At 69.2% G+C, this 20,707-nt stretch carries 22 protein-coding genes; 8 read left to right on the top strand and 14 right to left on the bottom strand.

Translation table 11 applies throughout. The features are described from left to right. Positions 1-148 precede the first annotated feature (148 nt). Positions 149-586, top strand: a complete 438-nt coding sequence (locus tag C8P69_RS14650; protein WP_108178178.1) for a DUF2852 domain-containing protein — start codon at positions 149-151, stop codon at positions 584-586. A gap of 10 nt (positions 587-596) precedes the next feature. Here C8P69_RS14650 and C8P69_RS14645 read toward each other — a convergent pair whose 3' ends face one another. The 4 genes from C8P69_RS14645 to C8P69_RS14630 form a co-directional block, all read right to left on the bottom strand. After that, complete coding sequence (locus tag C8P69_RS14645) at positions 597-1,157, bottom strand: hypothetical protein (RefSeq protein WP_108178177.1); 561 nt, start codon at positions 1,155-1,157, stop codon at positions 597-599. Continuing rightward, on the bottom strand, positions 1,154-1,390 hold the full coding sequence (locus tag C8P69_RS14640; RefSeq protein ID WP_108178176.1) for a DUF2798 domain-containing protein: 237 nt from the start codon (positions 1,388-1,390) through the stop codon (positions 1,154-1,156). Before C8P69_RS14640 ends, C8P69_RS14645 begins: the two co-directional genes overlap by 4 nt. A gap of 91 nt (positions 1,391-1,481) precedes the next feature. After that, positions 1,482-1,838 (bottom strand): PilZ domain-containing protein, encoded by a 357-nt coding sequence (locus C8P69_RS14635; RefSeq protein ID WP_170118251.1) that lies wholly within the window; start codon positions 1,836-1,838, stop codon positions 1,482-1,484. 49 nt (positions 1,839-1,887) lie between these two features. Next, positions 1,888-2,625 (bottom strand): aspartate/glutamate racemase family protein, encoded by a 738-nt coding sequence (locus tag C8P69_RS14630; protein WP_108178174.1) that lies wholly within the window; start codon positions 2,623-2,625, stop codon positions 1,888-1,890. Between the two features lie 156 nt (positions 2,626-2,781). Between C8P69_RS14630 and C8P69_RS14625 the strand changes: the two genes are divergently transcribed. Next, positions 2,782-3,456 carry a hypothetical protein gene (locus C8P69_RS14625; protein ID WP_108178173.1) on the top strand — a complete coding sequence of 225 codons (675 nt, stop codon included), beginning with the start codon at positions 2,782-2,784 and terminating at the stop codon, positions 3,454-3,456. 100 nt (positions 3,457-3,556) lie between these two features. Next, positions 3,557-3,970: a GFA family protein gene (locus C8P69_RS14620; RefSeq protein WP_108178172.1), complete on the top strand. Its 414-nt coding sequence runs from the start codon at positions 3,557-3,559 to the stop codon at positions 3,968-3,970. Between the two features lie 4 nt (positions 3,971-3,974). Here the strand turns inward: C8P69_RS14620 and C8P69_RS14615 are convergent, their stop codons facing one another. From C8P69_RS14615 to C8P69_RS14570, 10 genes are all read right to left on the bottom strand, one after another. Continuing rightward, the gene (locus C8P69_RS14615; RefSeq protein WP_108178171.1) at positions 3,975-4,973 is read right to left on the bottom strand and encodes an ABC transporter ATP-binding protein; all 999 of its coding nucleotides are present in this window, start codon (positions 4,971-4,973) and stop codon (positions 3,975-3,977) included. Positions 4,974-4,983: 10 nt separating this feature from the next. Further along, positions 4,984-5,985 carry an ABC transporter ATP-binding protein gene (locus tag C8P69_RS14610; protein WP_108178170.1) on the bottom strand — a complete coding sequence of 334 codons (1,002 nt, stop codon included), beginning with the start codon at positions 5,983-5,985 and terminating at the stop codon, positions 4,984-4,986. After that, positions 5,982-6,884, bottom strand: a complete 903-nt coding sequence (locus C8P69_RS14605) for an ABC transporter permease (RefSeq protein WP_108178169.1) — start codon at positions 6,882-6,884, stop codon at positions 5,982-5,984. Before C8P69_RS14605 ends, C8P69_RS14610 begins: the two co-directional genes overlap by 4 nt. A 4-nt stretch (positions 6,885-6,888) precedes the next feature. Continuing rightward, positions 6,889-7,842 (bottom strand): ABC transporter permease, encoded by a 954-nt coding sequence (locus tag C8P69_RS14600; protein WP_108178168.1) that lies wholly within the window; start codon positions 7,840-7,842, stop codon positions 6,889-6,891. Positions 7,843-7,864: 22 nt separating this feature from the next. Further along, the gene (locus C8P69_RS14595; RefSeq protein WP_108178167.1) at positions 7,865-9,484 is read right to left on the bottom strand and encodes an ABC transporter substrate-binding protein; all 1,620 of its coding nucleotides are present in this window, start codon (positions 9,482-9,484) and stop codon (positions 7,865-7,867) included. A gap of 73 nt (positions 9,485-9,557) precedes the next feature. Further along, positions 9,558-11,225 carry an ABC transporter substrate-binding protein gene (locus C8P69_RS14590; RefSeq protein ID WP_108178166.1) on the bottom strand — a complete coding sequence of 556 codons (1,668 nt, stop codon included), beginning with the start codon at positions 11,223-11,225 and terminating at the stop codon, positions 9,558-9,560. A 243-nt stretch (positions 11,226-11,468) separates the two neighbouring features. Next, positions 11,469-12,872, bottom strand: a complete 1,404-nt coding sequence (locus tag C8P69_RS14585; protein WP_108178165.1) for an amidase — start codon at positions 12,870-12,872, stop codon at positions 11,469-11,471. Then, on the bottom strand, positions 12,869-13,999 hold the full coding sequence (locus C8P69_RS14580; RefSeq protein ID WP_108178164.1) for an NAD(P)/FAD-dependent oxidoreductase: 1,131 nt from the start codon (positions 13,997-13,999) through the stop codon (positions 12,869-12,871). The genes C8P69_RS14585 and C8P69_RS14580 overlap by 4 nt, the downstream gene beginning before the upstream one ends. Before the next feature lie 322 nt (positions 14,000-14,321). Beyond that, positions 14,322-15,236, bottom strand: a complete 915-nt coding sequence (locus tag C8P69_RS14575; RefSeq protein WP_245902057.1) for a lipid A biosynthesis lauroyl acyltransferase — start codon at positions 15,234-15,236, stop codon at positions 14,322-14,324. 10 nt (positions 15,237-15,246) lie between these two features. After that, positions 15,247-16,269, bottom strand: coding sequence for a zinc-binding dehydrogenase (locus C8P69_RS14570; protein ID WP_108178163.1), 1,023 nt, complete (start codon positions 16,267-16,269; stop codon positions 15,247-15,249). 287 nt (positions 16,270-16,556) lie between these two features. Between C8P69_RS14570 and C8P69_RS14565 the strand changes: the two genes are divergently transcribed. From C8P69_RS14565 to C8P69_RS14545, 5 genes are all read left to right on the top strand, one after another. Continuing rightward, positions 16,557-16,838, top strand: coding sequence for an acyl carrier protein (locus C8P69_RS14565; RefSeq protein ID WP_106748888.1), 282 nt, complete (start codon positions 16,557-16,559; stop codon positions 16,836-16,838). Positions 16,839-16,982: 144 nt separating this feature from the next. Then, complete coding sequence (locus tag C8P69_RS14560) at positions 16,983-17,456, top strand: 3-hydroxyacyl-ACP dehydratase FabZ family protein (RefSeq protein ID WP_108178162.1); 474 nt, start codon at positions 16,983-16,985, stop codon at positions 17,454-17,456. Positions 17,457-17,465: 9 nt separating this feature from the next. Further along, positions 17,466-18,671, top strand: coding sequence for a beta-ketoacyl-ACP synthase (locus C8P69_RS14555; protein ID WP_420541447.1), 1,206 nt, complete (start codon positions 17,466-17,468; stop codon positions 18,669-18,671). A gap of 10 nt (positions 18,672-18,681) precedes the next feature. After that, on the top strand, positions 18,682-19,953 hold the full coding sequence (locus tag C8P69_RS14550) for a beta-ketoacyl-ACP synthase (RefSeq protein WP_108178161.1): 1,272 nt from the start codon (positions 18,682-18,684) through the stop codon (positions 19,951-19,953). Next, a complete protein-coding gene (locus C8P69_RS14545; protein WP_108178160.1) occupies positions 19,953-20,702 on the top strand; it encodes an SDR family NAD(P)-dependent oxidoreductase in 750 nt (249 codons plus the stop codon). Before C8P69_RS14550 ends, C8P69_RS14545 begins: the two co-directional genes overlap by 1 nt. The last annotated feature ends 5 nt before the right edge of the window (positions 20,703-20,707 follow it).

Here is a 20,707-nt window from a genome sequence, read left to right as displayed (position 1 = left end):
CACGGCCGGCCTCACCCGGTCGTATCGCCGACCCAGGCGCGAGGCCGATGTCCTCGCGCTTCCCGCGCCCTCCGACCTGTGAAGTAAATGCTATTGACATGGCATCCCGGAATGATAATATGCATTACATTCACACAAGGAGCCCACCATGACCTGCCTTTCCTCCGCACCCCATACTGCCGATCGCCTGCCGCCCTTCACGGGGGGCTGGCGCGGGGCCGCCGACCGCCGCTGGCACCCCGTCGAGCTCACCGCGATGATCGTCGGCTTCGTCATCTTCTGGCCGATCGGCCTCGCCGTCCTCGCCTGGAAGAAGTGGATGGGCCCGCTGCCGCGCGAGGGGCGGCTGCCCTTCGGCCGTCACCGCGACCGTTTCGCGCCGGGCGCCAGCGGCAACACCGCCTTCGACGACTACAAGGAGGCCGAGCTCGCCCGGCTCGAGCGCGAGCGGCTGCGGCTGTTCGAGGAGCAGGTGGCTTTCGAGGCCCATCTCGACCGGCTGAAGCGGGCCCGCGACCGCGCCGAGTTCGACCAGTTCATGGCCGAGCGCCAGTCCGCGACCACGCCGGCCCAGCCGGCTGGCTGAGGCCTCGGCCTCAGGCTGCAAGCCGCAGGAGGCCGATGATCGCGCTGACGGCACCGCTGGCGACGGCGGTGCCGAATTTCATGGCGGTGAGCCAGGGCAGCACCGGCGCCATGTCGGCAAGGCCGGCATAGGCGATGGCCAGCGCCAGATTTTCGAGAAGGTCGGCTCCCGCATAGACCAGCGGAATGCCGACGAGCAGCGTCGCCGTGCGCTCGCCGAGCGGGATGTCGCGGCGGGCGAGGCCCGCGGCGATGAGCAGCGCGGCCGTCACGGCGGCGATGAGCGGCAGGTCGGCTAGCACGCCGAACAGGGCCCGGTCGCGCAGGCCCCAGATGGCATCGAGGTAGAGGCGGAAGTCGGCGGCGCCGTAGCCGCCATGGCGGGTATCGGGTCGCAGGGGCCGGAGACAGTCGAGGCCGGCGCAGGTTCCCTCCCGGATAACCGCCTCGATCGGCGCGTGAACCAGCGTCACGAGCCCATAGGCGAGGAGGACCCCCAGCAGCGACAGGGCGAGCCGGGCCGGCGTTGCCGCCGCCGCGAACCGATCCGCCGCCGCCAGCGGTCCTGTCACAGGCCGCGCGCCTCGAGGAAGCCGACGATCCGCCCGGTCACGCGCCGGGCGATGGGGATGGCGATGAAGGCGGCGACCGCCGCCGCGGGCCAGGCGATGACGAAGGCCGTCAGCCATTTGCGGATGTAGTCCGGCGGGAAGCCGAGGTTCAGCCAGGTGATGAGCGCGGTCATCAGGAAGGCCATGACGGCGGCCATGAGGATCGGCTGGATGATGGCGGCTTTGGAGGGCATCACAGGCTCCGCGGGACGGCTCGATGAGGTCCCATCCCCCGGCAGGGTGCAAGAGGCAAGCGGGCTGCCGGCATGGCAGGGCGGCGCTGCGTCAGTCCTGCTCGTTGAGGCGGCGCAGCAGCTTGCGGTTCTGCAGTTCGAGCAGGCGCAGCTTCTCGGTGAGGCTGTCGGCCGCCGTTGCGGTGACGGCGACGAAGGCGACGCCGATCTCCGGCAGGCGACGCCAGATCACCTGGCAGGGGAAGGTCTCGCCCTTCTGCGGGATCTTCAGGTCGAAATGGTCGGGAATGTCTCCGACGCCGCCGCAGTCCAGCCGGGCGCCCTGCAGAGTGAAGTTGCGCACCGTGCATTCGGTCGAGCGCAAGCCGCCGGGGAACAGGATCGTTCCCTTCCAGAAGGTGCGCGACCGCTGGGCGGCGCGTCGTTCCGGGGTGGCGGCGGTATTCACGGAGGCTCCGCGGATGGAGGTTGAGCCGCGAAAGCTTAGCTGGTCGGCCTTAACCGTTGGTTGCGACTGCGGCGGCGGCGAACATGCCGCTATAGGTCTTGGCCCTTGGGGGAGCGTAGCCGCAGGCCTTGGACGTTTTCAGGCCGAGGGCGTGGAGGCTCTCGGCGAGCTTCACCGCCGCGGCGACGCCATCGATCACGGGAATGCCGTGTTCGGCGGAAAGCCGTGCAGCCAGGTCCGCCATGCCGGCGCAGCCCAGCACGATGGCCTCGGCGCGATCCTCCGCCCTGGCGCGGGCGATCTCGGCGGAGATGAGGCCGTAGGCGCCGGACGCCGGGTCCTCGAGTTCGAGCACCGGCACCTCGCAGGAGCGGACGCGGCCGCAGCGATGGGAGAAGCCGTACTTGTGGACATTGTGCTCCAGCGCCGGCACCGAGACGGCGAGTGTGGTCACCACCGAGAAGCGGCCGGCGACGAGGGTGGCGAGGTGCATCGCCGCCTCGCCAATGCCGATGACCGGCGCGGCCATGAGTGAGCGGGCGGCCTCCAGCCCCGTATCGTCGAAACAGGCGATGACGAAGGCATCGGCGCCCGGCCGCGCCCGCATTTCCGCGAGCATGCCAGGAATGGCGTGGACCTCGTCGTAATAGCCCTCGATGGAAGCGGGCCCGTGCGCGGGATTGACGGCCTCGATCACGGTTCCGGGCGCCGCGACGGCGCGGGCCGCCTCGCCAATGGCGCGGGTCATGGAGGCGGTGGTGTTGGGATTGACGATGGTCAGGTGCATGGGGCTCGTGGCTCGGCAGGTGATCACACATGCTGCCACGCCGCAGCCGACGCAATGAAGCGGAAACGCACCGCATCCAGAACCGGATCATCGCAACCCATCCGGGAGTTCGCGGGCGTGCGCATTCCAATCCTAGTCGCCCTCTGTTGTCTGCCCATGGCCGCCCTGGCGCAACCGGCTGACGGCGACTGCCGCTACGAGGCCTTCACCGCGGAGGCGATGCTCGAGGCGGCGCTGGTGCGCAATGACGGGGCGCGACTCAATTTCGTGAAGAACGCCACCGACCAGCCGGGCTGTCCGGCCTTGGGGGAGGCCTGCCGCGAGCGCGCCTATCTGGTGCCGGGCAATGGCGTCATCGCCGGCCGCCGCCACGAGGGCTTCCGCTGCGCCGTCTATCCGGCCTCGAACGGCCAGGTGCGCACCGGCTGGCTGCCCGAAACAGGCCTCATCACCCTGCCGCCGGCCAATGATCCGGACTTCGTGGGCAAGTGGCGGTCGGGGCCGGAACAGTCCATCGCCATCCGACGCGACGGCGCCAACTGGCAGCTTGAGGGGCAGGCCACCTATGGGGCGCAGGATCCCGAGCGGCTGCGGCGCGGGGCGGTGAACATCGGCGACTTCTCCGCGACCGTGCCGCGCACGGGCAGCGACGGCCCGACCAGGCTCGCCTTCACCGAAGGTCCGGACGGCACGCTGCCCTATGACAAGGGCGAGGAGACCGCCTGCAAGATGCGGATGCAGCTGGTCGGGCCCTGGCTCATCGTCGGCGACAACCTGCGCTGCGGCGGCGCCAACGTCACCTTCAACGGCATCTACCGGCGCACGCCCTAGGCTGGCCGGCGGCCGGCGGGCTGAACGTCGCTGCGACGATCTGCGTCCTGCCCATTCAAGGTCCGGGTGCCAGTATGGCCGTCCTGCCGCATGCGGGAGGATGGAATTGCGCCGGATTCAGTATCGAGGCGGCTGCCTGTGCGGGAATGTCCGCTTCGAAGCGACAGGTCCCGCGGACTATCCCCACACCTGTTCGTGCCGGATGTGCCAGAGGCACAGCGGTGCGCTCACAGCTTGCTGGGTCGAATTCCCCCGCGATGCGGTCAAGTGGACGGGGCCGGAAGGCGCTCCCTCAACCTACCGGTCGTCCGACGGGTCCAGCCGCGCCTTCTGCAGTACGTGCGGCAGCAGCCTCGGCGCCATCGACGACAAGCCGGTGGTGGCGCTGCTCACGGGGGTCTTTGATTCACCCGGACGGCAGGGGCTGCGGCCCAGAAGCCATTCCTACCGCGGCGCTCGGCCTCGCTGGTGGCGGATCGCGGTGACGGACGAGGAGACCGATCCGACACCCTGATCTGTCAGGCCGGAACCGGCGCCGGCGCCGTGGCCTCGGTGCGGAAGCAGCGCGCCATGTGGCCGGAGCCGACATCGACCGGTGCGGGCGTCGCCTCGCTGCAGGCCGGCAGCGCCAGCTTGCAGCGCGGCGCGAAGGAACAGCCGGGCGGCAGGTTGGCGAGGTCGGGCGGCGAGCCGGGAATGGCGTCGAGCCGCTGGCCCTTGGTCATGGCGCCATGGGCGCGGCTCTTCAGGAGCCCGATCGTGTAGGGGTGGCGCGGCGCGTTGAGGATGTCGCGGATCGGCCCCGTCTCGACGATGCGGCCGCCATACATGACCGCGACCCGGTCGGCGACCTCGACGGCGACGCCGATGTCGTGGGTGACGAACATCACGGCGATGCCGAATTCGCGCTGCAGTTCGCGCACGAGCAGCAGGATCTGGATCTGCACGGTGGCGTCGAGCGCGGTGGTCGGCTCGTCGGCGAGCAGGACCTTCGGATTGCAGGCGAGCGCCAGGGCGATCATGGCGCGCTGGCGCATGCCGCCGGACATTTCGTGCGGATAGTTGTCGAGGCGCCGCTCCGGCGAGGGAATGCGGACGCGCTCGAACAGGTCGAGGGCGCGCTTGCGGGCATCGTCCCACGAGCCGCCGTCATGCTTGACGATGGTCTCGGCGATCTGGTGGCCGAGCGTATAGACCGGATCGAGGGCGAGGGCCGGTTCCTGGAAGATCATCGAGACGTCGCGGCCGCGGAAGGCCTGCAGGTCCTTGGATCCGAGGGCGAGGACGTCCTTGCCGCCGACGGTGATGGAGCCTTCGACCTTGGTGCGCTTCTCGGGGTTCAGCCGCAGCATGGCGCGCAGCGTCACTGACTTGCCGGAGCCGGATTCGCCGAGGATGGCGAGGGTCTCACCGCGGTCGAGGGTTAGATCGACGCCGTTGATGGCGCGGATTGGCTTCGGACCGCCGGTGAAGGTGACGTGAAGGTCGCGGATATCGACGAGGGGAGGGATGGCCATTCGTGTCTCCTCACGCCGCCACGGCGGGAGCGGCGCTGTGGCCGGAGCCGGGCTCGGAGCGCAGGCAGGCGACGTCGTGCAGCTCGGCGGCGCGGGTGAGGACCGGCTCGCGCTTGGAGCAGACGGCCTCGGCCAGCGAACAGCGGGTGTGGAAGCGGCAGCCCGGCGGCGGATCGATCGGGTTCGGAGGATCGCCGAAGAGCGGCGCCTCGTTGGTGCGGTTGTCCGGGTCCATGGTCGGCATGGAGCGGGTGAGCGCCGCCGAATAGGGATGGAAGGGATCGTCGAAGATCGCCTCCGACGGGCCGATCTCCGCGACCTTGCCCAGATACATCACCATGACCCGGTCCGACATGTAGCGGACGACGTGGAGGTCGTGGGAGATGAAGACATAGGTCAGCTTGAACTCGTCCTTGAGGTCGAGGAGCAGGTTCAGCACCTGCGCCTCCACCGACTTGTCGAGGGCGGAGACCGCCTCGTCGAGGATGACGATCTTCGGCCGCAGCGCGAGCGCCCGGGCGATGTTGATGCGCTGGCGCTGGCCGCCGGAGAGCTCGTGCGGATAGCGGCCGGCAAAGCGCGACGGCTCGAGGCCGACCTTGGCGAGGAGGTCGCGGGCGCGCTCGATGGCCTCGCGCTGCGGCACGCCATGGACCTGCGGGCCGAAGGCGATGGAGCTCTCGATGGTCAGGCGCGGGTTCAGCGAGGCGTAGCTGTCCTGGAAGACCATCTGCACCTGGCGGCGATACTCGGTCAGCGACAGATCGGGGCTGCCGACCTTGGCGCCGTCGAAGAGGATCTCGCCGGCGGTCGGGTCCATCAGGTGCATGAGCAGGCGGGCGGTCGTCGACTTGCCGCAGCCGGATTCGCCGACGATGCCGAGCGTCTCGCCATCCATCACGTCGAAGGCGATGTCGTCGACGGCGCGGACGACCTTCTTCGGACCGAAGAGCCCGCCGGCGATGGGGAAATGCTTGACCAGGCCGCGGACGGTGAGGAGGGGCTTCGTCATACCTTGACATCCATGGCGTTGCGCAGGCCGTCGGCCAGGACGTTGAAGGAGATGGAGGTGATGAAGATCATCATGCCGGGCAGGGCCGCGACCAGCGGCTGGTTGTAGATGGCGGTGCGCAGCGTGTTGAGCATCAGGCCCCATTCAGGCTCGGGCGGGCGGACGCCGAGGCCGAGGAAGGAGAGGCCCGAGGCGAGGATCATCGACACCGAGATGAGGCCCGTCGCATAGACGAAGATTGGGCCGAGCACGTTGCCGAGCACATGGACGCGGATGATGGTCAGCGCGTTGGCGCCGGAGGCGCGCGCCGCCTCGACATAGTCGCGGTTGCGCACCTGCGTCGTCACCGCCTCCGCCACGCGGGCGATGGGCGGGATGAAGACCACCGTGAGCGAGACTAGCGCGTTCTGGATGCCGGCGCCGAGTGCGCCCGAGAGCGCCACGGCGAGCAGCACCGAGGGGAAGGCGTAGAACACGTCGATGGTGCGCATGATCGCCGTGTTGGTCTTGCCGCCGACATAGCCGGCGATGATGCCGATGAGGCTGCCGATGCCGAAGGCCATGATGACCGGCGTGACGCCCATCATCAGGGAGTAGCGGGCGCCGTAGATGAGGCGCGAGAGCATGTCGCGGCCAAGCTCGTCGGTACCGAGCGGGAAGCCCGCCGTGCCGACCGGACGCAGGCGGCGGATGGTGCGGCCGGCATAGGGATCCATCGGCGCCAGCAGCGGCGCGAAGATGGCGATGAGGACAAGGATCAGCACGACGATGCCGGCGGCGATCGCCAGCTTGTCCTTGCCGAAGCGGCGGATGACGCCGGCCCAGTAGCCGGGGCTCTTCTCGATGGGTGCCGCCGTCTTGGCGGGGTCCTGGGGCAGGAAGGAGGAGAGGGAGGCCATGGTCTCAGCTCCTCTGGATGCGGGGATCGATCGCCGTTTGCACGACGTCGACGATGAGGTTGAGGAGCACGAAGAACAGGGCGAGGACGAGGATCGTCCCCTGCAGCAGCGGCAGGTCGCGCTGGAAGATGGCGGCGTTCAGCAGGAAGCCGGTGCCGGGCCAGGAGAAGACCGTCTCGATGAGGATCGAGCCGCCGAGGAGATAGCCGAGCTGCAGGCCCATGACGGCGAGGGCCGTGGGCGCGGCGTTCTTCACCACATGGCCGAAGATGCCGAGCTCGGAGAGGCCCTTGGCGCGCAGCGCCGGCACGAAATCCTGGCTGAGGATGTCGGCGACGAGGGCGCGAATGGTGCGCGCGACGATGCCCATGGGAATGACGCTCATGGTCACGGCGGGCAGGATCAGGTGGCGGAAATGCGCCCAGTCGGGCCGCCATTCCGCCGAGCCGCCGGGGCCGGCGCCGGTGGGCGGCAGCCAGTTGAGCTGCGCCGAGAAGATGATGACCAGCACCATGCCCAGCCAGTAATGGGGCACGGAGACGCCGATGACCGAGAGGATCGAGGCGATCTTGTCGATGGCGCTGTTGCGGAAATAGCCGGCGACGAAGCCGAAGAGCAGGCCGAAGAAGAAGCCGATGAAGGTGGCGACCACCGCGAGGAGGAGCGTGTTGCGCACCGCGCGCATCACCTCGGTCGCGACCGCGCGGCCTGTGGCGATGGAGGTGCCGAGGTCACCCTGGATGGCGCGCCAGCACCACAGGAAGAACTGCTCGTAATAGGGCCGGTCGAAGCCGTAGGCCTTCATCATCTGCTGCTTGAGCTGCTCGGAGGCATCCGGCGGCAGCACGGAGACGAGCGGATCGCCCGGTGCGATATGCACCAGGGCGAAGCAGACGATCGACACGCCGATGACGATCGGGATCGTGTAGACGAGCCTCTTGGCCAGATAGATCAGCATGCATCACGCCTTGCGGTCGGCATCATCCGAGGGTCACCGGAACGATGTCCTGGTACCAGTTCTGCGCCTGCACGAAGCCCTTCACCCGGGGGGAAAGGGCGCGCGGCGCCACGTCGTGGGCGACGAAGAGGAAAAGGGCCTCGTCGACGATCTTCTCATGCGCCCGCTGGATGGCAGCGAGCTGGGCGGCCGGATCGAAGGCCGCGCGGATGGCGGCGAAGCGCGCATCCATGTCGGCATCGACATAGAAGCCCCAGTTGGTCCCGGCGGGCGGCACGAGGGCGCTGTCGAGATGGCGGATCAGCGCCGTGAACGGGTCCTGGCTGAAATAGGAGGAGTTGGTGGAATGGGCGCCGCGCGAGGAGGCGTGCTTCGCGCCCGCCCGCCAGGAGCTCACCAGCGCGTTCCAGTCCATCACCTCGAACTCGACCTTGATGCCGATCTCCTGGAGGTTCTGCTGGATCAGCTCGTTCATCGCCAGCGGCTGCATCTGGCCGGAGCCCGAGGGCGAGATGATCGCCTTCACGCTCAGCGGCCTCGCCGGGCTGTAGCCTGCTTCCGCCATCAGCTTGAGCGCGGCCGGAATGTCGGTCTTCGCCTCGAAGGAGGGCTTGCCGAACCAGGGGCTCGACGGCGGCACGAGGCCGCGGGCGGGCAGCATCATGCCGCCAAGCAGCTCGACCATGCCGGCGCGGTCGACGGCGAGGTTTGCCGCCTTGCGCACCCGGACGTCGTTCCAGGGCGAGCCCTCGACCCGCGAGAAGTGCCATGTCCAGTTGTGCGGATAGACATTGGAGGTGATCTGCATGCCCCGCGCCTTCAGCTGCTGCAGCGCGTCGGGGGCTGGGGCCTCGATCCAGTCGACCTGGCCGGCGAGGAGGGCGGCGGTGCGGGCATTCGGCTCGGGCATGGGCAGGAGCACGACGCGGTCGAGCTTCGGCCGGCGCGCCGGGTTCCAGTAGGTCGTATTGGGGGTCAGTTCGAGGCGCTCGCGCGGGGTGTAGCGGTCGACCTTCCAGGGACCGGTGCCCGACGGGCTGTTCAGGAAGTTGTCCCAGTTGCGGCCGACCTTCTCCCACTGCGCCGGGGAGGACATCAGGATCCAGGAGATCTCATAGGGGAAGAGCGCGTTCGGCGTGGTCGAGACGAACTCGACCGTCATCGGATCGAGGGCGCGGTAGGTCTTCACCGAGGGGATGCGGGTGCGCCCCTGGCCGGCCTGCCGCGGGTCATGCTGGGGAGAATCGGCTTTCAGGATCTTGTCGAAGTTCCAGACGACCGCCGCGGCGTCGAAGGCCGAGCCGTCGTGGAAGGTGACGCCGGGGCGCAGCGTGAAGATCCAGCGTGTCGCGTCGGCCGGGTCGACCCGCCACGCCGTGGCGAGGCCGGGGACGAGGCCGCCCGGCGCGTCGGCCTTGGCGAGATCCCAGAGGATGAGGCTGTCGAAGACGTTGTAGCCGACGAAGCGCATGCCCTCGGCGCCCTGGTCCGTCTGGCCGTTGGGCAGCGGAATGTCCGAGGCCGTCATGGCGATGCGCAGCGTGCCGGCGCCCTGGGCCTGGACCTGCGTCAGGTCGAGGGTCGAGGCCGCAGCGGCGCCGAGCATGCCGGACATCACCGTCCGGCGGTCGAGCAGAACCATGTCGGCCTCGCTGTTCGGGGGAATGGAACCGGGCGGCGGTGAGCCGCCGCCCGGTCGGTGATGTCGCCGGGGCTCAGGAGCCCGGACGGATGTCCATCGTGGTGATGTCGATGAACCAGGAGCGCGGCTGGATCACGCCGGTGACGCGGGCCGACATGGCGCGCGGGCCGACGTCATGGGCGACCCAGAGGAACGGCGCCTCCTCGACGATCCGCTTGTGGAGCGCGGCGAGCGCCCGGTCGCGGCCGGCATCGTCGAAGGTCGAACGGGCCGTCGCGGCGAGCTGGTCGAACTCGTCGACGTTGAAGAAGCCCCAGTTGTTGGAGGCCGGCGGGTTCGCCTGACGCGTCACGAAACGCATCATGCCAAAGAACGGGTCCATGGCAGAGAAGGTGACGTTCGTGGCATTGGCGCCGCGCGAGCCGGGCGACCCTGCACCCTCGCGCCAGTTGTTGAACACCGCGTTCCACTCGGCGACTTCGAGTTCGACGTTGAAGAAGCACTCCTTCAGCGCCTGCTGCAGCCACTCGTTCATCACGATCGGCTGCATCTGGCCGGAGCCGGAGGCGGAGGTCAGCACCTTCACGTTGACCGGGCGCTGGGCGGAGTAGCCAGCTTCGGTCATCAGGCGGCGGGCGGTGGCGAGGTCATACTTGATCTCGAAGGTCGGGTTGCCCCACCACGGATGGCCCGGCGGGTAGGTGCCGCGCGGCACCTCCATCAGACCGCTGAGCAGGCTCTTCAGCTCATCGCGGTTGATGCAGAGGTTGGCCGCATGGCGAACCCGGCGATCCACAAAGGGCGAGCCCTCGCGGAACGAGAACTGCCAGGGCCAAACGTGCGGCTGGGCATTCGTATACATCTTGAAGCCGCGTGCAGTGATCTGCGCCACGGCGTCAGGCGCCGGGGCCTCGATCCAGTCGACCTGACCGGAGAGCAGCGCCGCGGTGCGGGCATTCGCTTCCGGCAGCGGCAGCAGAACCACGCGGTCCACCTTCGGGCGGCGTGCGGTGTCCCAGTACTCCTTGTTGGCGACCATCTCGAAGCGCTCGCGCGGCACGAGGCGCACGCCGCGGAACGGGCCGGTGCCCGAGGGATTGCCGGCAAAGGCCGTCCAGGCCGCGGCGGCGCGGGCCTTGGGATCGGTCACCGAGGCGGGAACCTCACCGAGCAGCTTCTGCCAGTGCGTCGGCGAGGCCATGAACAGGTTGGTGAGGTTGATGGGGAGGAACGAGTCCGGGTTGCGGGTGGTCAGCTCGACGGTCAGGTCGTCGATGGCGCGGGCCGAGAGGAGGTTCGGCATGCGCGAGACGGTGACGCCGACCTGGCTCTGGTCGAAATGCGCGGCGTTCTGGTCGAGGACCTTCTGGACGTTCCAGACCACGGCCGCGGCGTTGAAGGGCGAACCGTCATGGAACTTCACGCCCGGGCGGAGCTTGAAGACCCACTTGTTCTTGTCGGTCGCGTCGACCTCCCAGGAGAGGGCGAGGCCGGGGATGATGACCGACGGCCCGTCGGTCTTCGACAGGTCCCAGTTGACCAGCGCGTCATACATGGGAATGCCGGTGAAGCGGTTGCCCTCGAAGCCCTGGTCGGGCTGGCCGTGGGTGCGCGGAATGTCGGCGGCGGTCATGCCGATCCGCAGGACCTTCTCCTGGGCCATGAGCGACGTGGTCGTCATGAGCGCGCCGGCAATGGCGAGCGCACCGGCCAACAGGACGGGGCGGAACATGGTTCGCATACGAAGTCTCCCTGATGCTTCCTCGGCAGATGCTGGCAAGGCACATGCCAGCCGATCCACATGGCCGGTTGCTCCGGCCTTCATGCTCCTGCCGCAGCGTCGCACTGGCTTTGTTGCCGGAGCGTCGGGCAGAATGCACAATCCTTGAGCAGAAGCGTCAGGGGTTCAAGGTCCTGTCGACAGGCTCCGGTGGAGAACCGCGTTCTCCCCAGGGCGCCCATGGGCAAACTGGCGCGAAACGCGTCAGGCGGGCAGGGGCAGCGGCCCGCCGACGGCCTTTTCGGCCGCGCGGGCAATGCGCAGGGCGCGTGCGTCACAAAAGCGTGGGGTGACCACCTGATAGCTGATGGGCAGGCCCGCGGCCGTCTTTCCGACCGGCACCGAGACGCCGCACCATTCGAGATAGTTCACGAAGCGGGTGAGGATGCCGGGAAGGCCGGCCTCGTCGATCGTCGCCAGCGGCTGGGCGACGATCGGCGTCGTCGGCAAGACGAGCGCGTCGATGCCGCCTTCCGCCAGCAGCGCATTGGCGGCCGCCGTCCGCGCGCGGCGCGTCTCGACGCCTGCGAAGTAGCGCACCGCCGGAATGTCGAAGCCGCCGCCGATGCGCTTGGCCGCCCAGGGGCTGAGGCGCAGCGGATTCTCCCGCGCCAGCGCGCCGTGGCGATGGGCGCCCTCGACCATCATCAGCTCGCCGCACTCGGTGGTGTAGGTCGCCAGCGTCTCCGGCAGGCGCACGGAGACGAGCCGCGCGCCGGCCTTCTCCAGCGCCGCATGGGTGGCCGCGACGGCTGCCGCCACCTCCGGGTCGACGGCGATGGCAGCATCGAGCTCGACCACGCCGAGGGTGAGCCCGACAACACCCGCCTCGAGGCCTGCCATGAGGTCGAGGCCGGGCGCGCCCGTGGTCGAGGCATCGGCCGGATCGGAGCCGAGCATGACCTGGCTCATCAGCGCCGCGTCGGCGACGGTGCGGGAGAGCGGGCCGATCGTGTCGAAGTGGAGGGCCAGCGGCACGACGCCGGCGCGGCTGACGAGGCCCATGGAGGTCTTGTGGCCGACCGTGCCGCACCAGGAGGCCGGCAGGCGCACCGAGCCGCCGGTATCCGTGCCGAAGCCGATGGGCACGAGCCCGGCGCCCACCGCAACGCCGGTGCCCGAGGAGGAGCCGCCAGGATTGCGAGGCGTCGCCCGGTCATGCGGGTTCACCGGCGTGCCGGCGATCGGGTTGGTGCCCCAGCCGCCGAAGGCATATTCCACCGTGTGGGTCTTGCCGACGACGATGGCGCCGCTCGCGCGCAGCCGCGTCACGCACCAGGCATCGGCGCTGGCCGGGGGCAGGTGGTCGCGGGTGACCGAGCCGGCCCGGGTCTTCTGGCCGGCGACGTCGATGATGTCCTTCACGCCCACGGGCACACCGTGGAGGGGTCCGCGGGTCTGGCCGCGCGCCTGCACCGCGTCGAGCATGTCGGCCTCGGCGCGGGCCTCGTCCGCCATGACGGCGATGAAGGCATGGAGCCGGTCGTTCTCGGCGGCGATGCGGGCGAGAGTCGTCTCGATCACGGCGCCGGCGCTGGTCCGGCCCTCCCGGATCGCCGCGGCCGTGGCGAGGGCGCCCTGAGCGAGAACGGTGGTGGCGTCTGTCATGGCACGGTCTCCAGGGCGGGAAGGTCGAGGCGGCTTGCGACGAGGTCGGCAATGGCGAGGGAGGCGGTGAGGCCGGGGCTCTCGATCCCCAGGAGGTTCACGAGACCGGCCGTGCCATGCACCTCGGGCCCGTCGATGCGGAAGTCGGGCATGGGCGTTCCCGGCCCGTGGAGCTTCGGGCGGATGCCGGCATAGTCGGGCTGCAGGGCGCCGTCGGGCAGGCCGGGCCAATAGGCGCGGATGGCGGCGTAGAAGCCGTCCGAGCGGCGCGGATCGACGACGAGGTCGCTCTCGCTCTCCACCCATTCGACATCCGGCCCGAAGCGGCAGCGGCCCTGCAGGTCGACGGTCGCATGGACGCCGAGGCCGGCCGTGTCGGGCATGGGATAGACGAGGCGCGAGAAGGGCTGGCGTCCGACGAGCGAGAAGTAGTTGCCCTTGGCGTACCACTGCTTCGGCACATGGGCGGCGGGGAAGCCGTCGAGGGCGCCGAGGAATTTCGGCGCGAAATGGCCGGCGGCGTTGACGACGATGCGGGCATCGATCTCCGCCGGCTCGGCGCCGCCGGTGACGATGCGGATGCCGGTCGGGGTCACGGCGGCCGAGACCACCGGGGCCTCGAAGGCAACCATGCCGCCGGCCTCCTCGAGGTCCCCCTGCAGCGCCAGCATGAAGCCGTGGCTGTCGACGATGCCGGTGGTGGCGGAGAAGAAGGCCTTCACGCAGGCGACTTCCGGCTCCATGGCCCGGACCTCGTCGGGCGTCATCCAGGACAGGCCGGTGACGCCGTTGACATGGGCCTGGTCCCAGATCGCCTGGAGCTTCGGCAACTGGTCGTCGGAGGTCGCGACCATCAGCTTGCCGCAGGCCACCGCCTTGACGCCGCGCGAGGCGCAGTAGCGATAGAGCAGGTCCTTGCCGGCGAGGCAGGCCGTCGCCTTGATCGAGCCGGTCGGATAGTAGAGCCCGGCATGGATGACCTCGCTGTTGCGCGAGGAGGTGCCGGTGCCGATGGCGTCCGCGGCCTCGATGACCAGGGTTTCAAGGCCCGCCAGCGCCAGGCGGCGCGCCGTGGCAAGGCCAACCACGCCGGCTCCGATGACAACGGCGTCGATGGACCAGGTCATGCGGCGGTTCGGGCATCCAGGGGCGGGAACAGGGCGATGCGCCCAGTCATAGGACGGGGCGCAGGCTTCGCCTAGCCGCCGGACGCTGCGGCATGGCGCCCATGCGTCCCCCTCAGCGTATCAGGACGATGACCGATCCGGCGAGGCCCCAGAGCCCGACGCTCGTGACCAGCGCATAGCGCCACATGCCGCTGATCGGCGGCGTGGCCTCAGCAGCCAGCATGGCCCTTGTCGTGGATTGTCGGATGCGCGGCACAAGCATGATGGAATCAGTCCCCCCGGACGAATGGTAATCAGGGACCGGTGCGCCGCGCCATAGGCCTCACCGCCAGCGGCGATGCAGCCAGAGCCATTGCTCCGGATGCTCGCGCACCCAGCCCTCGACAACGTCGGTCATCATCTGCATGGCGCCCTTCACGTCGATGCGACCGTCGGCATCGCGGGGCAGGTCGAGGGCTTCCGTCGCCTCCAGCCGGAAGCGGTTGCCGGGCAGGCGGATGACGCGCACGCCATGGACCGGGCAGTCGAATTCGCGGGCGAGGCGCGCGGCGGTCGGATTGGCCTTGGCCGGGCGGCCGAAGAAGGTGACGTCGACGCCGCGATGCAGGTGCTGGTCGATCAGCATGCCGACATGGTTGTTCGCCTCGAGCTCGCGCGCGAGATGGAGGACGCCGCCGCCTCCGGAGGCGACGAGCTTGCCCATGGTGCGGCCGCGGATGCGCTGGATGGCGCGCGCGACATAGCGGTTGTTGGGCATGCGGTAGAGCGAGGTGGTGTCGAGCCCGTGGGCGGCCGCCGCGACAGCCGGCATCTCCCAGTTGGCGAGATGGGCGGCGAAGAAGATGGCCGGCTTGCCGTCGTCGCGCAGGCGCTCATAGAGCGGCACGTCATCGGTGACGATGCGGCCCTGGTTCGGGCGGGCGGGATCATAGTCCCACAGGTCGTCCATGCAGGCATATTCGAAGGCGGTGCGGCCGAGATTCTCCCAGGCGCCGCGCAGGATGGCGCGGATCTCCTCCTCGGATTTCTCGGGATAGGCGGCCTTGAGATTGGCGTAGCCGGTGCGGTTGGCGCCGATCAGCGGGGCGAGGCGCGGCAGGATCCAGGCGCCGATGTCGCTGGCGCGGTCGGGGCCGAGCGAGCGGATGCCGGCCATCGCGACCAGCACCAGCATGCCGACGATCCAGTCGAACGGCACCATGAGCGCCGGGACATGATGGCGGATCCAGCGGACCAAGGACCCGGCCTCAGATATGGACGAGGATCTTGCCGAAGACCTTGCGGCTCTCCAGCCGCTCCAGGGCCTCGGCGAAGCGGCCCACCGGCAGTTCGGTATCGATGACCGGGGAGACGCCGGCCTCGATGCGCTTCAGGCCGTCGGCAATGGCGCGGATGGGGGCGCCGAAGGAGCCGAAGATCTTGTACTGCTGCTGGAACAGCTGCATCAGGTTCATCGAGATCGTGGCGCCCGAGGTCGCGCCGCAGGTGGCGAGGCGGCCGCCGCGCCGCAGGCAGAACAGCGACTGGTTGAAGGTGTCGGCGCCGGTGTGCTCGAAGACGACGTCGACGCCCTTCTTCTGGGTCAGCTTGCGGACGACGCCCTCGAAGCGCTCGGTGCGGTAGTTGATCGCATGGTCGGCGCCAATCGCCAGCGCCTTGGCCGCCTTCTCGTCGTCGCCCACCGTGGTGATGACGGTGCAGCCGATGGACTTCGCCAGCTTGATGGCGATGGTGCCGATCCCTGAGCCGCCGGCCTGGACCAGCACGGTCTCGCCGGGCTCAAGCTTGCAGTTGTCGATGAGCATGTGCTCGACGGTCGAATAGGTGATGGGGGCGGTGGCGGCATCGCGCAGCGACACGCCGGCCGGCACCTTCAGCACGTGGCGGGCCTCCATGGTGACGTGCTCGCAGGCGAAGCCGTCGATGTGGAAGCCCATGATGCCCTGCACGTCGGTGCACAGGTTGTCCTGGCCGCGCTGGCAGAAGCGGCAGGTGCCGCAGGTCTTGGCGCCGAACATGACGACATGGTCGCCGGGCGCGAAGGCGGTGACGCCCTCGCCGATGCTCTCGATGGTGCCGGAGGCCTCGGCGCCGACGACGAGCGGCATCTTGCGCTTGGCGAAGGCCATGCCGCGGAAGCCCCAGACGTCGATATGGTTCAGCGCCACGGCGGCGACGCGGATGCGCACCTCGCCCGGACCCGGGGCGGGGGCATCCTCGATCTCCTCGATGCGGAGGTCACGATCACCGTGAAGACGCAGGGCGCGCATGGCACGATCCTTCGAAAGAGCGGGGACGGGATAGCCCCGGGGCCGGCCCTGTCAGCGGGCGGCCGGATGGAACCGCAGAGCGCCGCTGCCTAAAGGCCCGGGGCGGGATCGTCAAATCCGGGCGCGGCGCGCAGGCCGTGCGACGGTGGGCCGATCCTCCACAGGGTTGATGAGCCGGGCCTCGTCATCTATAGCAGCAGCGACCATTCGAGGCGCCCGCCGCGGGCGATGGCCTTGTCTTGCGCCACCGGCCGGGAGCCGGCGGCCGCTCAGGAGTTAGCGCTACCATGTCGTCCACCTTCGAAACCGTCTCGAAGATCATCTCGGAAACCTGCGACATCCCGCTGGAGAAGATCACGCCCGAGAGCCATGCGATCGACGATCTCGGCATCGATTCGCTCGACTTCCTCGACATCGCCTTCGCCATCGACAAGGCCTTCGGCATCAAGCTGCCGCTGGAGAAGTGGACGCAGGAGGTCAACGAGGGCAAGGCGAAGACGGAAGACTACTTCGTCCTCGGCGCGCTCTGCGGCAAGATCGACGAGCTGGTCGCCGCCAAGGGCGCCTGATCCGGCGGTTGGACGGTCGCCCCAAGGGCAGCCGCCTTCAGCTCCAGTCTGCATGACCGGCCGGGCCCCCCGGCCGGTTTCGTCTTCAAAAAACACCTCAAAAAGGGCCCCGCGCTCCTTGCGGCGCGGCAGAGAACGCCTCCGATGCGGCTCGAATATTTCCAGATGATCACCCGCGTCGTGGAGTTCGACGCCGACAAGAAGACCCTCGTGGCCGCCGCCGACGTGCCGGCCGAGAGCCCGGTCTTCGAGGGCCATTTCCCCGGCTATCCGCTGCTGCCGGGCGTGCTGATGATCGAGGCCATGGCGCAGACCTCGGGCTGGCTCATCCTCGGCCTCAACGGCCTCACCGCCATGCCCTTCCTCGTCGGCACCAACACCACGAAGATGCGCGACTTCGTGAAGCCCTCGACGCCGCTGATGGTCCATGCCGAGCTCATCGGCGACGGCTCCAGCTATGCGGTCACCAAGGCCTTCATCACCCGCGAGGGCAAGCGCGTCGCCGAGGCCGAGATCAAGTTCGCGGTGAAGACCTTCCCCGATCCGAAATTTGCCGCGATGATCCGGGAGTGGGGGGAACGCCTCCAGTTCCCGTTCGAGAAGCTGGTCGCGGCCTGAAGGGAGTGCATGATGGCGATTGCCAGGGAACGTGAGGCCTGGATCACCGGGATCGGCCTCGTCTCGGCGCTGGGCGAGGGGCTCGACGCCCACTGGACCGCGCTCAATGGCGATCGCGACGCCTGGCTGAAGCTCGATTCGACCACCTATGCGCCCTATCAGGTCCATCCGGCCGTGCCGCTGGACCTCGCCAAGCAGATCCCCGATCGCGGCGACCGCCGCCAGATGGAGGGCTGGCAGCGCCTCGGCACCTATGCCGCGGGCCTCGCCCTCGACGATGCCGGCGTGAAGGGCGAGGGCGACATCCTCAAGCGCATGCACATGATCGTCGCGGCCGGCGGCGGCGAGCGTGACTATGCGGTCGACGGGCAGGTCCTGTCGGGCCTCGCCGGGGCCAACGAGCCCGGCAAGTTCCTCAACGAGCGGCTGATGAACGACCTCAGGCCGACGCTCTTCCTCGCCCAGCTGTCGAACCTGCTCGCCGGCAACATCTCCATCGTCCACGGCGTCGTCGGCTCCTCCCGCACCTTCATGGGCGAGGAGATGGCGGGCGTCGATGCCGTGCGCGTGGCGCTCAACCGCTGCCATGCCGGCCAGGGGGACATCTTCCTCGTCGGCGGCGCCTATTCGGCGGAGCGGCCCGACACGATCCTGCATTTCGAACTCGGCCACATGAACTGGACCAAGCCCTGGGCGCCGGTCTGGGAGCGTCCGAAGGACGGCGGCGGCACGATTCTCGGTTCGGTCGGCGCCTTCCTCGTGATCGAGGCGCGCGAGCACGCCGAGGCGCGGGGCGCCAAGCCCATCGCCCGCCTGTCCAAGGTCTCCTCCGACCGCACCCGCCGCAAGGACGGCGATGCCGAGCACACGATGGCGGTGCAGTGGAACGAGATCTCGCCCGGCCTCATTCCCGGCGCGACGGTGGTCGTCTCCGGCGCCACGGGCGTGTCCGAGGCCGTCGCCATCGAGCGTGACATCCTCGACCAGCGCCGCGTGCCGACGCGCGCCACCGGTTCGGTCATCGGCCACAGCGTCGAGGCGACCTTCCCGGCCAACGTGGCGCTGGCCGCCATGATGGTCCAGCGCGGCGAGGCCGTGCCGCCCGTCGGCGGGTCGAAGGACGAGGCGAAGATGACGCGCAAGGTGAAGCAGGCCGTGGTCACCTCGGTCGGCCACTGGCGCGGCGAGGGCATGGCCCTCGTCGAGGCGATCTGAGGAGGCGGGCATGACCCAGATGAAGGACCGTCACGGCCGTCCCGTCGTCGTCGTCACCGGCATGGGCGTCGTCACCTCGCTCGGCCAGGGCAAGCAGGAGAACTGGGCGAAGCTGACCGCAGGCCAGTCGGGCATCCACACGATCACCCGCTTCCCCGTCGAGGGCCTGCGCACCACCATCGCCGGCACGGTTGATTTCGTGCCCTTCGAGAACGCCCCCGACCTCACCACCAAGATGGCGGCGCTGGCCGGCGACGAGGCGGTGGCGGAAGCGGGCATCGCGCCCGGCACCTTCCCCGGCCCGCTCTTCCTCGGCATGCCGCCGGTGGAGCTGGAATGGCCGCAGCGCCAAGCCATTGCCGCCGCTTCCGGCAAGGCGGCCGACATCACCTATACCGACATCCTCAAGGGCGCGGCGGCGAAGGATTTCTCCGCCATGCAGACGCGCTTCCTGTTCGGCTCGGTCTCCGACCAGCTCGCCGACCGCTTCGGCACCAAGGGCGCGCCGATCTCCATCTCCACCGCCTGCGCCACCGGCGCGACGGCGATCCAGCTGGCCGTCGAGGCCATCCGCCGCGGCGAGACGGAAGCAGCCCTCGTCGTCAGCGCCGACGGCTCGGCCAACCAGGAATCGCTGGTGCGCTTCTCGCTGCTCTCGGCGCTCTCCACCCGCAACGACGATCCGACCGGCGCGGCGCGGCCCTTCTCCAAGGACCGCGACGGCTTCGTCATGGCGGAGGGCGCGGGCGCGCTGGTGCTGGAATCCTACGAGCATGCCAAGGCGCGCGGCGCCAAGATCCTCGGCGTCGTCGAGGGCTGTGGCGAGATGGCCGACAGCTTCCACCGCACCCGCTCAAGCCCGGATGGCGCGCCGATCATCGGCTGCATCAAGAATGCGCTGGAGGATGCCGGCGTGACGCCGGCCGACGTCCAGTACGTCAACGCCCACGGCACCTCGACGCCCGAGAACGACAAGATGGAATATGTCGGCCTCGCCGCCGTCTTCGGCGACCATCTCGCCGGCATCGCCGTCTCGTCCAACAAGTCGATGATCGGCCATACGCTCTCGGCAGCCGGCGCGATCGAGGCGGTGTTCACGCTGATGACCATCAACAGCGGCGTCATCCCGCCGACCATCAACCACGCGGAAGCCGATCCGGCCATCAAGCTCGACCTCGTGCCGAACACGGCGCGTCAGGCCAAGGTGACCCGGGCCATCTCCAACTCCTTCGGCTTCGGCGGGCAGAATGTCTGCCTCGTCCTCGCGGCGGAGCCCGCCTGATGGGACGCGTCCTCGTCACCGGCGGCGCCAAGGGCATGGGCGCCGCGATCGTCCGGGCGGTGGTGGCCTCCGGCCATGACGTGACCTTCACGGTGCGCTCCTCGGGCGATGCGGGGAATGCCCTCGTCGCCGAGCTCAAGGCCGCCCATCCCGACCGCGACATCGCGGTCGCGACCCTCGACCTTGCCGACAAGGCGGCGGTCGACGCCTTCTGCGCCGAGCTCGAAAAGGGCGAGGCGCTCTATGGCCTCGTCCACAATGCCGGCCAGCCCTATGACCAGCTCGCCGCGGTCATGGACCAGGCCAAGGCCGAGGCGGTCATGCAGATCAACTTCTTCGCCTTCACGCGGCTGGTGAATGCCGTGGTGAGGCCGATGATGCGGGCCCGCACCGGCCGCATCGTCGCCATCGGCTCGGTGACGGCGGAGCGCTCCAACCAGGGCAATGCCGCCTATGGCGCCTCCAAGGCGGCGCTGGCCGCCTATTGCCGGACGCTCGCCATCGAGAGCGCCAAGCGCGGCGTGTCGGTCAATGTGGTCGCGCCGGGCTTCGTCGATACCGACATGATGGCGAAATACGCGGACTATCGCGAGACCATGGAGAAGCAGATCCCCGCCGGCCGCTTCGCGCGGCCCGAGGAGATTGGCGGGCTCGTCGCCTACCTCCTGTCGCCGCTCGCCGGCTACATGACGGGCGCGACCATCACCATGGACGGAGGCCTGACCGCCTCGATGGGTCTGCAACGCTGAGAGCG

The sequence above is a fragment of the Phreatobacter oligotrophus genome (genome assembly GCF_003046185.1).
GTDB lineage: Bacteria > Pseudomonadota > Alphaproteobacteria > Rhizobiales > Phreatobacteraceae > Phreatobacter > Phreatobacter oligotrophus.
This window is presented reverse-complemented; position numbering and strand designations above follow the sequence as displayed.